Source organism: Candidatus Poriferisodalis sp., from assembly GCF_965208555.1.
In the GTDB taxonomy this organism is placed as follows: domain Bacteria; phylum Actinomycetota; class Acidimicrobiia; order Acidimicrobiales; family Poriferisodalaceae; genus Poriferisodalis.
Window position 1 is genome coordinate 2,619,168 of the sequence record NZ_OZ242342.1, and the last position, 15,627, is coordinate 2,634,794.

General features: G+C 68.6%; 13 protein-coding genes. 9 read left to right on the forward strand and 4 right to left on the reverse strand.

Features of this window, described 5'->3' with window-relative positions:
* The first annotated feature begins 18 nt into the window (after nt 1-18).
* Both murA and meaB read left to right on the forward strand, forming a co-directional pair.
* Complete coding sequence (gene murA, locus ACOGXE_RS12070; protein ID WP_419931158.1) at nt 19-1,299, forward strand: UDP-N-acetylglucosamine 1-carboxyvinyltransferase; 1,281 nt, start codon at nt 19-21, stop codon at nt 1,297-1,299.
* A 43-nt stretch (nt 1,300-1,342) separates the two neighbouring features.
* Nucleotides 1,343-2,308 (forward strand): methylmalonyl Co-A mutase-associated GTPase MeaB, encoded by a 966-nt coding sequence (meaB, locus tag ACOGXE_RS12075; RefSeq protein ID WP_419931159.1) that lies wholly within the window; start codon nt 1,343-1,345, stop codon nt 2,306-2,308.
* Between the two features lie 55 nt (nt 2,309-2,363).
* Here meaB and ACOGXE_RS12080 read toward each other — a convergent pair whose 3' ends face one another.
* Nucleotides 2,364-3,488: an SRPBCC family protein gene (locus tag ACOGXE_RS12080; RefSeq protein WP_419931160.1), complete on the reverse strand. Its 1,125-nt coding sequence runs from the start codon at nt 3,486-3,488 to the stop codon at nt 2,364-2,366.
* 122 nt (nt 3,489-3,610) lie between these two features.
* Nucleotides 3,611-4,558, reverse strand: coding sequence for a LysR substrate-binding domain-containing protein (locus tag ACOGXE_RS12085; protein WP_419931161.1), 948 nt, complete (start codon nt 4,556-4,558; stop codon nt 3,611-3,613).
* 247 nt (nt 4,559-4,805) lie between these two features.
* On the opposite strand from ACOGXE_RS12085, the gene ACOGXE_RS12090 reads away from it, so the two are divergent.
* The 3 genes from ACOGXE_RS12090 to ACOGXE_RS12100 are packed head-to-tail and all read left to right on the forward strand — an operon-like array spanning nt 4,806 to nt 7,512.
* Nucleotides 4,806-5,978: a cysteine desulfurase family protein gene (locus tag ACOGXE_RS12090; protein ID WP_419931162.1), complete on the forward strand. Its 1,173-nt coding sequence runs from the start codon at nt 4,806-4,808 to the stop codon at nt 5,976-5,978.
* A complete protein-coding gene (gene mnmA, locus ACOGXE_RS12095; RefSeq protein ID WP_419931163.1) occupies nt 5,975-7,063 on the forward strand; it encodes a tRNA 2-thiouridine(34) synthase MnmA in 1,089 nt (362 codons plus the stop codon). The genes ACOGXE_RS12090 and mnmA overlap by 4 nt, the downstream gene beginning before the upstream one ends.
* Nucleotides 7,060-7,512: a hypothetical protein gene (locus ACOGXE_RS12100; RefSeq protein WP_419931164.1), complete on the forward strand. Its 453-nt coding sequence runs from the start codon at nt 7,060-7,062 to the stop codon at nt 7,510-7,512. The genes mnmA and ACOGXE_RS12100 overlap by 4 nt, the downstream gene beginning before the upstream one ends.
* On the opposite strand, the gene ligA is transcribed toward ACOGXE_RS12100, so the two are convergent.
* Complete coding sequence (gene ligA / locus ACOGXE_RS12105) at nt 7,509-9,815, reverse strand: NAD-dependent DNA ligase LigA (RefSeq protein WP_419931165.1); 2,307 nt, start codon at nt 9,813-9,815, stop codon at nt 7,509-7,511. The genes ACOGXE_RS12100 and ligA overlap by 4 nt on opposite strands.
* A 242-nt stretch (nt 9,816-10,057) precedes the next feature.
* Between ligA and ACOGXE_RS12110 the strand changes: the two genes are divergently transcribed.
* The 4 genes from ACOGXE_RS12110 to gatB are packed head-to-tail and all read left to right on the forward strand — an operon-like array spanning nt 10,058 to nt 14,277.
* On the forward strand, nt 10,058-10,927 hold the full coding sequence (locus tag ACOGXE_RS12110; RefSeq protein WP_419931166.1) for a hypothetical protein: 870 nt from the start codon (nt 10,058-10,060) through the stop codon (nt 10,925-10,927).
* Between the two features lie 26 nt (nt 10,928-10,953).
* Nucleotides 10,954-11,265 (forward strand): Asp-tRNA(Asn)/Glu-tRNA(Gln) amidotransferase subunit GatC, encoded by a 312-nt coding sequence (gatC, locus tag ACOGXE_RS12115; RefSeq protein WP_419931167.1) that lies wholly within the window; start codon nt 10,954-10,956, stop codon nt 11,263-11,265.
* A gap of 7 nt (nt 11,266-11,272) precedes the next feature.
* Nucleotides 11,273-12,823 carry an amidase family protein gene (locus tag ACOGXE_RS12120; RefSeq protein WP_419931168.1) on the forward strand — a complete coding sequence of 517 codons (1,551 nt, stop codon included), beginning with the start codon at nt 11,273-11,275 and terminating at the stop codon, nt 12,821-12,823.
* Complete coding sequence (gene gatB, locus ACOGXE_RS12125) at nt 12,823-14,277, forward strand: Asp-tRNA(Asn)/Glu-tRNA(Gln) amidotransferase subunit GatB (RefSeq protein ID WP_419931169.1); 1,455 nt, start codon at nt 12,823-12,825, stop codon at nt 14,275-14,277. The genes ACOGXE_RS12120 and gatB overlap by 1 nt, the downstream gene beginning before the upstream one ends.
* 30 nt (nt 14,278-14,307) lie before the next feature.
* Here the strand turns inward: gatB and ACOGXE_RS12130 are convergent, their stop codons facing one another.
* Nucleotides 14,308-15,618, reverse strand: a complete 1,311-nt coding sequence (locus tag ACOGXE_RS12130; RefSeq protein ID WP_419931170.1) for an MATE family efflux transporter — start codon at nt 15,616-15,618, stop codon at nt 14,308-14,310.
* Nucleotides 15,619-15,627: the final 9 nt, after the last annotated feature.

Here is a 15,627-nt window from a genome sequence, read left to right on the forward strand (position 1 = left end):
GGTGGTATCGCTATGTCGGTGGACATTGCCGCTCCCGGCGAGCGCGACACGCTCGTGACGCAGCGCAGCCGCGCGCTCGACGGCGAAGTCAGCATCGGCGGCGCCAAGAACAGCGTGCTCAAGCTGATGGCGGCCTGCCTGCTCGCAGAAGGGCGGCACGTGCTGGCCAACGTGCCCGACATCTCCGATGTCTCGCTCATGTGCGAGCTGCTCGAAGCCATGGGCGTGACGTTGACACGTGCCGATCACCGGCTGGTCATCGACGTGCCCGCCGAGCTGAACACCGAAGCGCCGTACCACCTCGTGGAACGCATGCGCGCTTCGATCGTGGTGCTGGGACCGTTGCTGGGACGCTTCGGAACCGCCCGGGTGGCCCTGCCGGGCGGTGACGACTTCGGGCCGCGGCCAATCGACATGCACCTGCGAGCGCTCGAGACCCTGGGAGCGACGTTCAGTGTCGCTCACGGCAACATCTCCGGGTCTGCTGAGGTGCTGAGGGGGACTGAGGTGGTGCTCGAGTACCCGTCGGTCGGCGCGACCGAGAACGTGCTGATGGCCGCGGTGCGCGCCAAGGGCCGCACGCGCATCGTGAACCCGGCACGAGAGCCGGAGATCGGCGACCTCATCGAGTTTCTCAACCAGATGGGTGCGCGGATCGGTTGGGCCGGGGACCGCCTGGCGGTCGACGGGGTCGAACGGCTGGCACCTGCCGGATCCGATGACGGCTACCGGGTGATACCCGACCGCATCGAGGCAGCCACGTTCCTGGCTGCGGTCGGCATGTGCGGCGGATCGGTGTTCCTGCGTCATGCGGCGGCCGAGCACATGACGATGCTCATACGCAAGCTGACCGAGATGGGGATGCGGATTGTTGTCGAGGAAGCGGGACTGCGGGCGACGGTGACGCAGCGGCTGGCCTCGTCGGATGTCTCCACGCTGCCGTACCCGGGCTTGGCCACCGACTACAAGCCGTTCCTCGTGTCGATGCTGACGACAGCCTCCGGCGTGGGGATCGTCACCGAGAACATCTTCACGGGCCGCTTCCGCTACATCGATGAGCTGCGGCGCATGGGCGCCGACATCCGCACTGAGGGCCACCATGCGGTAGTCCGCGGCACCGATCGACTGTCGGGAGCGCCAGTGCGTGCGCATGACATCCGGGCCGGCGCAGCGCTCGTGGTGGCGGGCCTCGCCGCCGAGGGTGAGACCGAGGTGGCCGGCGCCGTCCACATCGATCGCGGCTACGAGGACTTCACCGGCAAGCTCGCTGGCATTGGCGCGTCTGTCTCACGCCGCTAGACGTGTGTCGCATTCTGCGAGCCTCGCTACCGTCGGCGCGCCGATGACACCGCGTGATGTTTCGCTCGCTCCCGATGCGGCAGACCTGCTCGAGGCTGCCCGCGCCGGTCAGCGTCGCGCTCTGGCGCGGGTCATGTCATTCGTCGAGCGCGGCGGCGCGGCGGCGCGCGACCTCGGTGCGCTGACCTTCGCTCAAGCGGGACACGCATACACCGTGGGCATCACGGGTGCACCGGGCGCCGGGAAATCCACGCTCAACTCCGCCGTCGTGGGTGTGGCGCGCGAGCGCGGCGAGCGGCTGGCGGTCTTGGCAATCGATCCGTCTTCGCCATTCAGCGGTGGTGCCATCCTGGGCGACCGCGTGCGCATGTCCGACCACACTTTCGACGAAGGCGTGTACATCCGCTCGATGGCCACCCGGGGGCATCTCGGCGGTCTGACGCTTGCCACACCGCTTGCCGTGCGAGTGCTGGACGCACTCGGATGGCCGTGGGTGGTCATCGAAACGGTCGGCGTCGGTCAGGTCGAGACCGAGATCGTGGGCGCCGCCGACACCACTGTCGTCGTCGTGAATCCGGGCTGGGGCGATTCCGTGCAGGCCAACAAGGCGGGCCTCATGGAGATCGCCGACATCTTCGTGGTGAACAAGGCTGACCGGCCGGGCGCGTCCGAAACCTGCCGGGACATCCGCCAGATGCTGGATCTGTCGGCGCCGGGCAGTTGGGACCCGCCGATACTCACGTCGGTCGGCACCACTGGGGAGGGTGCGAGCGAACTGTGGGATGCCATCTGCGCGCATCGCGACCACTGCACTGTCTCGGGCGAGCTTGAGTCCCGCCGGGCTGCCCGTGCCGAGACCGAACTCGATGAGATCCTGCGGGCCAGGATCGCCGAGCGTGTCGCCACGCTCACCGACGGACCGGCGGCCGAGCGCCTGCGCGAGCGACTCACCCGCCGCGAAATCGACCCCTACGCAGCTGCCGAGACATTCCTCAGCGACGCGCTCTGAACCACGCCCAACAGTCCACCTGTCGCGGTGGGTCCGGACGAATCGATCGAGTCGGTCAGTCGAGTTCGCCGCGTGCGAGCGCGAAGACCGCCTCGCGCTCACCGGGGTGCAGATTGCGGTCAAGCAGCCGCAGGTCTGCCGCCGCCCGCAGGTGGGCGAGGATCGCGTCCGTGCCGAACTCCTTCAGAAACGCCCGGGCGAAGCGGGTGCGGAAGGCGTTGATGACCGCCCGCGCCGCGGCGTGATTGTCGGGCGAGGCGGTCCGCAACCGGACGTAGGTGGAGGCAGCGTCGAATGCGGCGTCGCCGACCGCGGCATTCGACCAGTCGATGACGACGGGGCCGTCGGGTGTGAGCTTGACGTTGTCGGGCTGGAGGTCGAGATGCACGACAGAACCGCCGCTCGAGACTCTGACCCAGTCGCCCGGCGCAGGCACATCGCCCAGCAGACGGTGCAGCCGGGCCAGGCCCTTGACGTGTCGTGACAGGAGCCACGGTTTGGCCGCGAGTTCGTCGAGCATCGTGGGGCCAGTCAGACGCTCCATCACCACGGAATGGTCGTCGGGTTGCTCGATGACCTCAGGCGCGGGAAAGCCGTGTGCTCGCACATGACGCATCGCTGCTGCCTCATGGCTCAGATCCCGGCCGCGCAGACTCATGCGAATGATGTGCGGGCCGTAGGCTCGCATCTCCGAGTCGCGGCCCATGCCCAGCAGGGGACCCGGCTCATGCCCAGTCGGTCCCTGCTGCCGCTCCAGGATCCTCGCTCGCAGCGTGCGCAGATTCCGCCGCCAGACGCGCTCGAGCACCATCGAGGCAGGGCGCTGACCTAGCCGCGCCCCGAAGTACCACGGCAGCGTGAGGTCTTCGCTCCAGGTAAAGCGTGTTCCCTCAGCGGTCGGCGACAGCGTGAAGCGGCCGGTGCCCGTCACCGCGCCCCGATGGACGATGCCGAGCGTGTTCGGGGGGTCCCACTCGGTGACCTCGATCTTGTCCGTGGTCGACATCGGCCCGATCTTGGTGAGGCAGTCGAAGCTGGTGCCGACGCCTTCGGTCTGAGCGGAGGTGAATGCAATCGATTCGGCATCTGCCATCCACTCGGGATTGCGGGCGAGGTCGGCCGCATAGTCCCAGACCTCCTGGGGCGGTGCGGGGATGTCGATGGAGACCTCGATGCCCATGGGAGTGATTGCCTGTCGCTGCCTGCCGTGCGCGCGGGTCGCGTCGCGGGTCGCTGGTGTGTTGCGTCACGCCGACGCCCGCTTCCAGCGACCGGCAAGTGTTGCACCCCGGCGGGGCGATGTCACCTCGCAGGTGCTGTGCCGTCAGCGTCCGGCTTGAGCGACCCGGATGCAGCGGCCGATGACACTCCCGAGTCCAGGTCGGCCAGTCTGGCCGCAATCAGTTCGGCCAGTTCCTGGTACAGCGGCGCAGCCGGGGATCGATGCCGCCAGGTCAGCGCCAGCTGCCGGCTCGCAGTGACGTCGCTGAACGGGCGCACCACAATGCCCGAGCCTCGGCGGGCCTCGATGGGTGCGGCGCTGGTGGGCAGCAGCGTCACGCCGATCCCCGCAGCGACCATCTGGCAGATCGTCGCCAGGCTGGTCCCGCCCTTGCTGACTTCGCGGGCGCCCACATTCCTGCACACCTTGAGCACCTGGCATCTCAGGCAATGGCCCTCCTCGAGCAGCAGCACGGTCTCGCCGGCGAGGTCGTCGGTCGCCACCGTGGGCTGGCGGGCCAGCCGGTGACGTGGAGCCATCGCCAGCAGGAACGGATCCTCGAACACCACCGTGTGCTCGAGGTCGTCCTCGGCCACGGGCATTGCCATCAGGCCCACATCGAGCTGTGCCGCGGTCAATGACTCTATGAGTGCAGATGCCTTGAGTTCGTCGAGGCACAGCTGGACATCGGGGTGACGCTCGCGGATGACCGCAAGCACGCGGGCGAGCAGGTACGGCGCCGCCGTGGGGATGGCGGCGATTCGCAGTGGACCGCTCAGATCGGCCGAGCCGCTGCGACCCCACTCCAGCATCTCGTCGGTGTCGCGGAGCACGGCCCGTGCGCGTTCCGCCAGCTCGTGGCCGGCTGGCGTCACCACGATGCCACGCCCCACGCGTTCGGTGATGGCGACGCCGAGATGCCGCTCGAGCTGCCGGATCTGCGTGCTGAGCGTCGGCTGGGAGACGAAGCAAGCGGCTGCTGCACGCCCGATGTGCCCATGAGCATCGAGCGCCACCAGATACTCCATCTGGCGAATCGTCGGCCTGCCCACGGCATTGGCAATGCGTGTCAGTTGCACTTTTCTTGCCGTGCCCCTTCTGACCCCACGCGTATTGTCTCTCGACTCCGCTCCAAGGTGGTCGCGGGAGCCACGAGAAATCATTCGCTTGTGCCTAACGAGTCACATAGGCCGAATCCATGAATCGCCGGCGTGAGCGGCGTGCGGTGAGCGCCGGTGGGCGGTCGGCCGCGGGAGGCGCCCGTAGCCTCACGGTATGAGCGCCGTGCAGAATCAGGCTGCCCAGCCTCAGCAAGTCCAGCGCCCCGCGTACCTCGACTGTGCTGCGTCGACGCCGATGCGGCGCTGTGCCGTCGAGGCCATGACGCCGTTCCTCGAGAACCAGTTCGCCAATCCTTCCGGGGCGCATCGCATGGCTCGCAGATCGCGGGCCGCCATTGACGACGCTCGCGAGATCGTCGCCGCAGCGCTCGGCTTCGACCCGCACGGCATCGTGTTCACCAGCGGGGGAACCGAGGCCGACAACCTCGCCGTGCGAGGTATCACAGCCGCCACCGGCACCACGGCTGCCTGCCCGGAAACCGAGCACCACGCCGTGCTGCATCCCGTCGAGGCCGTCGACGGCCGGAAGGTACGAGTCGATGCCGGCGGCGCAGTCGACCTCGGGCATCTGGCTGCCCAGCTGCATCCCGATGCGGGGCCGCCGGTCGGATTGGTCTCGGTGATGCTGGTCAACAATGAGTCCGGCGTGATCGCCGACCTCCGCGCCGTGGCCGAAGTGGTGCACGCGCACGCTCCCGACGCGCTGCTCCACACCGATGCCGTGCAGGGCGTCAACTGGGTCGACATCGCCGAAGCGGCGCGGCCAGCCGATCTGCTGTCGCTGAGCGCCCACAAGTTCGGAGGTCCCAAGGGTGTCGGGGTGCTGGCCGTCCGGCCTGGGATCTCCTTGTCGGCGCAGCAGCTCGGCGGCGGCCAGGAAGCAGACCGGCGAAGCGGCACGCACAACACTGCAGGCATCGCCGCTCTGGGCGCGGCGCTCGGTGAGCTGACGGCGACACGCGATGACGAAGTCCGCCGGCTCGGCGCCCTGACCGATCAGTTGGCCGACGGTCTGCTGGCGTCCATCGACGGCTGCGCTGAGACCGTCGAGCGATCCGGCCGTGCCGCCGGCATCTGCCAACTGCTGATCGACGGCATCGAGACCGAGGCGCTGCTGGTGCTGCTCGACCGCTTCGATGTGATGGCGTCTGCGGCGGCCTCGTGCGCTTCAGGTGCCATGGAGCCGAGCCACGTGCTGGCCGCCATGGGAGTCGAGCGGCAGGCCGCCGCGGGTTCGCTCCGCCTGTCGCTTGGCTGGTGTACCGAAGCGTGGGAAATTGAGCGAGCCGTCGATGCCATTCCCAAGTGCGTGGAGCAGCTGCGGTGAGCGCAGCCGCTGCACCGGGCTCCGAGCGGCATGGTGCCGCTGCAAAGGGCACGGTGCTCGTGGCGATGTCGGGTGGGGTCGACAGCTCGGTTGCTGCGGCCCTATGCCTGCGCGCGGGCCATGAAGTGGTCGGTGTCACGCTGAAGCTGTGGGGTGGCCCGCAGGACCAGGGCTGCTGTGCGGTCTCGGACGTCGACGATGCGCGCCGGGTCTGCCAGCAGCTCGGCATCGACCACTTCGTCTTCAACTACGCGGCCGAATTCGAACGCGACGTCGTCGAGCCGTACGCGGAGGCGCACCGGCGCGGTCTCACGCCGAACCCGTGCATCGCCTGCAACCGGCACGTCAAGTTCGACGTCCTCCTGGACCGTGCCCGCCGCTTGGGCTTCGACCGCCTGGTCACGGGCCATCACGTTCGCATCAGCACGCAACGCGGCACGCCGCGGCTGCAGCGCGGCAGCGACAGCGCGAAGGACCAGTCCTACGTGCTGTACATGCTGTCGCAGGCCGACCTGGCGGACCTGTGGTTTCCGGTCGGCGACTACCGCAAGGACAGGCTGCGGGCACTGGCATCAGAGCTCGGGCTGCGAACCGCTCGAAAGCCTGAGAGTCAGGACGTCTGCTTCATCACGGCCACCGATGGCAGGGAGCGCTTTCTGGCGGAGCGCATCGACTTGCATCCAGCAGAGCTGGTGGATGCAACCGGTCGGCGCGTCGGCACCGCACCTGCGGTGGAGCTGGTAACGGTTGGCCAGCGCAAGGGCCTCGATCTCGGCGGAGCGCCGCAGCGGCGCTATGCGGTCGATGTGGACATCGGGTCCCGACGTGTCACAGTCGGCACGGCCTCAGAACTGTTGGCCGAGGGAGTCTGCTTGACCGATCATCGCTGGGCAGGCGACGCCATCGAAGGCGAGGTTCTGGCCCAGACGAGCGCCCACGGTCCGGCATTGCCGGCGCATCTCGACGCCGAGGGCCAGCTGCGCTGGACGGAACCCCAACGGCGCGTCGCAGGCGGCCAGGCTGTCGTCTTCTACGACGGCGACGAGGTGCTCGGCGGGGCGACCGCCGCCGGACATCTCACATGAGTCGCGCTCGGTCCGGCAGCGATCGCCCTACTCCCTGGGCGCTGCGCCGGGGGGTCTCGACGGCCATCACGCTCGGTGCGCTCGTGGCTGCTGCCGGCGTAGTGCTCATGGTGTGGTTGACTCGCGGCGGCGAGTCCGCGCCGGCCTATCCCAGCGGCCTGCAGGCCGTGACCCCGGTGCCAGGCGCCCAAGTGCCTCACCAGAGTCCCGTCGGTGCTCGACTCGAATCCGGCTGGGAATTGACGCTCACCGTCAACGGCACCACGATTCCCGCCGGTCAGCTCGACGCAGGCACCGTCCAGCTGGGCGAGTTCTTCTTCTCGCCGGGCGAAGGCAAGGTCATCGAGAAGCTGCGTACCGGGCGATCGTGTGCCCGTCTGGTCGCAACCCCCACGATCGACATCGAGGCCGCTGACTTCACCTACGAATGGTGCTTCACGACGTTCTAGGTGTCTGACCCGTCGACGGTTCCCGTGGCGAGCAGGGCGCGCAGGCCGTCTTCATCGAGCACGGGCACTCCCAGCTCGGCGGCCCGGTCCAGCTTGGCCTGTCCTGCGCGCTCGCCGGCGACCAGCGCGTAGGTGCTCTTGTTGACCGATGAGGGCGACTTGCCACCGCGCTGGATGATGGCCCGCTTCGCGTCATCCCGGCCGATGAACCAGCCGTCCAGGTTGCCGCTGACCACCACTGAGCGGCCGGCCAGCACCGGCGGTGTATCAACGCCGTCGTCGGGACCGTCGACAACGTCAAAGCGGACGCCCATGCGATCCAGCTTCGTCACGAGCGCCAGGTTCTCGTCGTCGGCAAAGAAGCCGGTGACGCTGGCGGCAATGATCGGCCCGATGCCGTCAATCTCCGCCAGGTCCTCGGCAGTAGCGGTCATGATCGCATCCAGCGAGCCGAAGCGCATGGCGAGCAGCTCAGACGCCGTCGGACCCAGGTGCTCGATGCCGAGACCGATGAGCAACCGCGACAGGGGAGCCTCCTTGGCCTCGGCGATCTCGGCCACGAGGCTCGTGGCGGACTTCTCCCCGAAGCCCTCCAAACCGACAAGATCGTCCGCTGACAAGCCGAAGAGGTCTGCTGCGTCTGCCACCAATTCCTGCTCGTGCAGCAGGATCACCGTCCGCTCGCCGAGACCCTCGATGTCGAGAGCGCCGCGGCTCACGAAGTGCCCGATTCCCTGGATGACCCGCGCCCTGCACGATCGGTTCACGCAGTAGGTGTTGGCATCGCCCTCTTCGCGCACCAACGTGTGCGCACAGACGGGGCACACGGTCGGGAACGTCCAAGGCCTGGAGTCTTCGGGGCGCTCAGCGAGCACCGGCCCGACCACCTCGGGGATCACATCGCCGGCTTTGCGCACGATGACCGTGTCACCCGGACGGACATCCTTGGCGGCGACTTGGTCCTCGTTGTGCAGCGTCGCCAGCGACACGGTGGAACCGCCGACGAATACCGGCTCCATGTAGGCGAAAGGAGTGGCGCGGCCGGTGCGGCCGATCGAGACCATGATCTCGCGCAAGGTGGTGGTGCGTTCCTCGGGCGGGAACTTGTACGCGACGGCCCAGCGTGGTGCACGGCTGGTGTATCCCAGCTGGGCGCGCAGGCCCAGATCGGCCACCTTCACCACCACGCCGTCGATCTCGTAGGCGGGTTTGTGGCGGTCGCGTTCCCACTTCGTGCAGAATTCCTCGACCTCAGCGAGCGTGCCGAAGGTGCGGATCTCGGGATTGACCGGCATGCCAAGCCGGCCGAGGTACTCGAAAACCTCGTCTGCGCCGCCGAGATCAGGGCCGCCCGCCAGCTCGCCGACGTCGTAGCTCCAGAACGACAGGCCGCGTGTCGCGACGATCGACGGATCCTTCTGTCGCAGGCTGCCCGCCGCCGTGTTTCGGGCATTCGCATAGTCGGGATGGCGGCGCTGCACGTCGACCGGAGTGAGCTTCGCCAGCGACTCGAGCTTCCGCCGCTCGTTCGCCGGCAGATCTTCGGGAGCGCCGGCAAGCCGTTGCCTGGCGCTCTCGGCGGCCTCGGCGAGGACCCGGCGAGCTGTGGCCTGGGATTCATTCAGCTCGCGGAACTTGTCCAACGGCAGGAAGATCTCGCCGCGCACCTCGATGGCCTCGGGCACCGGCGATGCCGTGCGCAGCTCCCGAGGGATGTCCGCGATGGTCACCACGTTCGCGGTGACGTCCTCGCCGACACGCCCGTTTCCCCGCGTCGCTGCCTTGACGAGACGCCCCTGCTCGTACCGCAGCGAGACAGCCAGCCCGTCGAACTTCAGCTCGCAGATCAATCCGGGTTCGGGCACGCCTGCCGCAGTCCCGTCGCTGTCTGGGCCACCCTCATCGCCCTCGCCTGCGTCATCGTCGAACAGGGTCGGCTGCGCAGCGTTGAGCCCACGCATGACACGACCATGCCACGAGCGCAGCTCGTCGACGTCCATGGCATTGTCGAGCGACATCATCGGTCTGGCGTGGACGACTTCGCTGAACAGCGCCGACAGCTCCGCGCCGACGCGCTGGGTGGGCGAATTCGGATCCGCGAAATCGGGATAGCGCGCTTCGAGCTCGATGAGTTCGCGCTTGCGAGCGTCGTACTCCGCGTCGGGCACCGACGGCGAGTCGTCCCGGTGGTACTCGATGTCGTACCGGTTGACCAATTGGGCCAGCTCGCGCATGCGGACGAGATCGCGCTGATGATCGACGTCAGCGGACGGGCTCGTGGATTCGCTGGCGTTGAGGTCCATCGCACTGTCGAGCGTAGTTACGACGTGTGACAGCCCGGCCGCTGCCCGGGCTGCTGAGGGGCAGGGGTACCCGTGCTTCAAACAGATGAAGCGCTTCGTGCACAGGCTGGACATGCGAGGGGCGCTTCATAACTGCGCGCGGGCACCCCAGCCCCTCAGCAGCCCTCATGCATTCGGAAGTGCAAATTGCGAGACTGGGGCGGGTGCGAGCGTCATTGCGGGCTCATCCGACGCTATGGCTGATGCGGTTGCTGTGGCTGGTGATGCCGTGGAGCGCGGGAGCTGCCGCCGCGGATGCGCTCGGTGCCTGCTCGGAGGCCTCGGCGCGCATCCTGAGTGCCGAGTTGTGGGCTGCGTGGGCACTCGTGATGACGGCGACCCTGGTGCGCCGGCCGTGGGCGCTTACCGTCGTCCGCATCGCCGCGCCTGCCTCTGTCGCCGTGGCGGTGGGCGCCGTCGTGGCCGCTGCGGCATGGGACGCCGACTTGGCCGCCCCGCGTGCCGCCGCAGCCATCGCGGGCGCCGCCATCGCAACTGCCGTCGCGCTGCTGCCCGAGACCGGCAACTCCATGGTGGACGGCCTCAGCTACGGCAACGAGCGGCGCATGCTGCTGCGCACGCCGTTCCTGCTGGCGATCGCTCCCATCCCGCTGGTGTGGGCGGCCGTGGTTGCGGGCATCGTGGCACCGGCGGTGCTGTGGGCCATCGAGCAGTGGATCTGGGCCATCGTTGCCACTGCCACCGGGCTCACCGCGGCCGTTTTGGGTTTTCGCTCTTTGCAGCAGTTGGCGCGCCGGTGGGTGGTGTTCGTCCCGAATGGATTCGTCCTGCACGACCGCATGGCAACGCGCGAGCCGTTCCTGCTGCGTCGAGCCGACGTCGCGTCGCTCGGACCCGCGCCCGCCGACATCGATCTCGCCGCCGCCGACCTGGTGGACATCAGCGGCAATGCCCTCGGGCCGGTACTCCTCGTGGTGTTGAGCGGCCAGGTCGAGGTGGTGCCGCGCACCACCGGCACTGCACAAGTGCTCTCGGTGTCCCAGGTGCTGTTCAGCCCGACCCGCCCGGGAGAGATGCTGGCGGAAGCTGCCCGGCGACGGATTCCCCGCTGAGACCGCGCCAGTACCCTCACCGCTCGATGGGCGAAGCGACAGCGGCGATCAGCACTGACCAAGTGGCGCACGTGGCGCGGCTGGCCCGGATTGAGCTCACCGCCGATGAGATCCAGCACTACACGGGCCACCTCGGGCGTGTCCTCGAGCATGCCCGCGAGCTGGAAGATCTCGATCTCGCCGATGTGCCGCCGCTCGCGCACCCCTACCCGCTGCACAACGTGTTCCGCGACGATGTCGCCGGTTTGTCCGTGAACCGGGACGAGGTGCTCGCCCAAGCGCCCGCCGCGTCCGACGGGCAGTTCGAAGTGCCGCCGGTGCTCGGCGAGGAATCCTGAGCTTGCGATGAGCACCGCACATGCCATCGCCCGCGATGTGCGCGCTGGCAACCGCCGAGCTGTTGACGTGCTCGAGGATTGCCTCGGCCGCATTGAAACCCACGACGGCGATGTTCATGCCTTCAATACCGTGACGGCCGATCAGGCTCGGGCTGCTGCCGCAGCCGTCGACGCGGCAGTCGAGGGGGGCCGCGACCCTGGACCGCTGGCGGGTGTCCCGGTCGCTTTCAAGGACAACCTGTGCACGCGCGGCATTGCCACCACGTGCTCGTCTCGGATCCTCGAAGGCTGGCAGCCTCCCTACGACGCCACGGTCGTGCAGGCCATGACGGCCGCCGGTGCCGTGATGATCGGCAAGACCAACCTCGACGAGTTCGCCATGGGCAGCTCCACCGAGCACTCGGCGTTCGGCCCTACGCGCAATCCCTACGACCTCGGCCGGGTGCCGGGCGGCTCCAGCGGGGGCTCGGCTGCGGCGGTCGCCGCCGGGTTTGCACCTCTGGCGCTGGGCTCGGACACCGGCGGCTCGATCCGGCAGCCTGCGTCGCTCTGCGGCATCGTCGGCATCAAGCCCACTTACGGCCGGGTCAGCCGCTACGGGCTCGTTGCGTTCGCCAGCTCGTTCGACCAGATCGGCCCGTTCGCAGCCGACGTCGCCGATGCGGCGCTCGCGCTCGGGGTGATCAGCGGCCACGATCCGGCCGACAGCACATCGATCCCTGCAGCAGTGCCTGATTTCGAGGCCGCGCTGGGACGCGGTGTCGAGGGCTTGCGAGTGGGTGTCGTCAGCGAGCTGACCGGGAGCGGCCGCAACGGCGCTGCGACCGGTGGCCCGATTCTGGGAGATGCAGCGCTGGGAGACGCAGCGGGCGAGCTGCTGGACGGGATCGACGCGGATGTGACCGAGCGGGTGCTCGAGGCGGCCGACGCGCTGGCGCAGGCTGGCGCCACCGTGGGCAGCGTCTCGGTGCCCGCGGTCACCTACGGCCTGACCGCGTACTACCTCATCGCACCCGCGGAGGCCTCATCCAACTTGGCGCGCTACGACGGCACCCGCTACGGGCTGCGCGTGGAGGGCGCAGACGTCGAGGAGATGAACCGCATGACTCGCAGGGCCGGCTTCGGGGACGAGGTCAAGGCTCGCATCATGCTGGGCACATTCGCCCTCAGCGCCGGCTACTACGACGCCTACTACGGCAAGGCCCAGCGGGTTCGCATGCTGACACGGCGAGACTTCGACGCCGCCTACGCCGATTACGACGTGCTGCTGTCGCCCACTTCGCCGTGCGTGGCGTTCCGCTTCGGCGAGCGCGCTGACCCGATGACGATGTACCGCTGCGACACCTGCACCATCCCGTCGAATCTCTCGGGCGACCCGGCCATGTCGGTGCCGTTCGGAACCGGCGCGGAGGGCTTGCCGGTGGGCGTGCAGATCATGGCCCCCGCGCTGGGCGAGGAGACGATGCTGACCGTGGCCGCTGCGCTGGAGCGCGCCGCGCCGCCGCTGCCGAAACCGCCGCTCGCCGGCGTGACCGGCTCGACAGGGGCAGGCAGCTGATGGCTGCAGCCTCGCGATCGGAAACGGGCGTGGCGCCTTCGGGCTGGGAGCTCGTGGTCGGGCTCGAAGTCCATGTCGAGCTGGCAACCGACACCAAGCTGTTCTCGGCTGCGCCGAGCCGCTTCGGCGACGAGCCGAACACCAACGTGACGCCGGTCTGCTTGGGCCTTCCCGGCTCGCTGCCCGTGCTGAACCGCCGCGCCGTCGAACTGGCGATGGCGGTGGGTCTCGCGCTCAACTGCGAGATCCGGCCGTCGGTGTTTCACCGCAAGAACTACTTCTACCCCGACATGCCGAAGGACTACCAAGTCAGCCAGTACGACCAGCCGATCTGCTCGGATGGCTGGCTCGACGTTCCCGGCGGCAGCCGCGTGGGAATCGAGCGGGCGCACCTGGAGGAGGACGCCGGCAAGACGACGCACTTAGGAGGCGCGGACGGCCGCATCCACGGGGCCGTCGGCGCGCTCGTGGACTACAACCGGGCGGGAACGCCGCTGCTGGAGATCGTCTCGCGGCCCGACATCGGTTCGGCGGCCGAGGCCAGCGCGTACGTTGAGGAGCTGCGGGCGATCCTGCTGGCGCTTGGCGCATCTGACGCGCGCCTGGAAGAGGGCTCGATGCGCGTCGATGCGAATATCAGCGTCCGGCCCGCCGGCTCGGTTGAGCTGCGTACTCGCTGCGAGGTCAAGAACCTCAACTCGCTGCGGTCGCTGCGAAACGCAATCGAATACGAAGCCCAGCGTCACATCGAGCTGTATGCGGCGGGCAAAGCCCCCATCCAGGAGACCCGCCACTGGTCCGAGGACGGCCGCACGCACTCGCTGCGCTCCAAGGAAGAGGCCGACGACTACAGGTACTTCCCCGAGCCCGACCTCGTGCCGCTGGCTCCCGACGACGAGTGGGTCGCCCAAGTCCGCGCCGCCATGCCCGAACTCCCCGCCTCCCAGCGGACACGCCTGCACGAGTGCGGTGCCGACTCCGAGCAAGCCCAGGTCATCGTGGGCCGCGGCATGGCACCGGTGGTGCTGGGGGCGGTGGCCGCCGGCGCGGACGCACGCAGGACCGTGATGCACGCAGTGCAGAATCTGGCGCTGGACGGGGCGGAACTGCTCGAGGCCGCCCAGCTTGCGTCGCTGGTGCAGATGGAAACTTCCGGTCAGCTCACGGCCACGCAGGCGAAGGCCGTGCTCGGGCACATGTGCGAGCGAGCGCCTGGCGCCGGCGCAGATCCGTCGGCGATCGCGGCTGAACTGGGCTATGAGGCCATGGACAGCGGCGAACTCGAAGCGCTCGTCGACCAAGCCATTGCCGACAATCCCGACGCCTGGGCGAAGTTCTGCGCCGGAGAATCGAAGGTAGCCGGCGTGTTCGTGGGCGCGGTGATGAAGGCCACACGGGGCCAGGCCGACGGCAAGGCCGTCAATCAGCTTCTCGCGCTTCGCCGCGACGCTTGACCGCAGGCACCGCCGGGCACACCGCCGAGTTCAGCTCTCGCCGGTGCGCAGCCAGGCGTCGCCGCGGAAGCGCACCCACTGCGGTGCCACGCGAAAGCACATGAACAGGACGAGCGCAGCCCATACCCAGCCGATGCCCAGGTCCAGCAGGCGCACGACGCCCCCGACGACTGAGAAGCCCACAGCAGCACCGGCCATCGCCCATGCCAGGAAGCCCAGGTCGCCGGCACCGATGAAGATGCCGTCGAAGGCAAACGCGGCGGCGTTGACCGGCTGCGAGAACGCTACGAACAGCAGCAGGAACCCGGCGAGGGACACCACGTCGGGGTCGGTGCTGAAGATTGCTGCGATCGGTGCCCGCAGCAGCACCACCGCCGCTCCGAACACGACACTGAGCTGGATGCTCATGCCGATCATCCGGACGCTGGCGGCACGTGCCACCTCGGGCCTGCTGGCGCCGAGTTCCTTGGCCACCATGGCCTGACCGGCGATGGCCACCGCATCGAGGGCGAGCGAGAAGAATGACCAGATCTGCAGTCCGATCTCGTGGGACGCCACTTCGGTGGTGCCGATGTGCGCGGCGAAGACGGTGGTGAGCACGAACGAACCTCGCAGCGAGGCCGTGCGCACAAACATCTGGGCGCCGACAAGCGCGTAGCGGCGCGCGGCGGCAGCGACGAACCGCAGCGTCGCCCCTGCCGCCCGGGCGCGACGAGCGACGGCGACCGCAAAGGCGATTGCGGCTCCCCACTGCGCGATGACAGTCGACCACGCCGCGCCGGCGATGCCCATGTCGAGCTCGAACACCAGCAGCAGCTCGACGATCACGTTCGCCGCTGCGGAGGCCACCACGATGACCAGGGGAGTGACCGTGTCCTGCGCGCCCCGCAGGTAGCCGGTGGCGGCCATCCCCATGAGCAGCGCGGTGAAGCCGAGGAGGCTGATTCGCAGGTACGTGAGTGCGTGCTCGGCGACCTCGGGTTCGGGGTCGAACAGGCCCACGAGCCAGTCCGAACCTGCCCACATGGCCAGGCTGACCACGATGCCCAACCCGACGGACAGCCACACGCCCGCAATGCCCTGTTCGGCAGCTCGCTTTGGTGAGCCGGCCCCGACCAGGCGGCCCACCAGCCCAGTCGTGCCGTAGGCCAGGAAGATCAGCACCGCGTGCGCGCTCAGCAAGATGGCCGACGCGATGGCCAGGCCGGCGAGCTCGGGTGTGCCGAGCCTGCCGACAATTGCCCGGTCGGTCAAGACGTAGAGCGGTTCGGCGATCAATGCCCCGAAAGCCGGCACGGCGAGCAGCAGGATCTCCCGGTCGTAGATCGTGCGTCGGAACACCGCTACGCC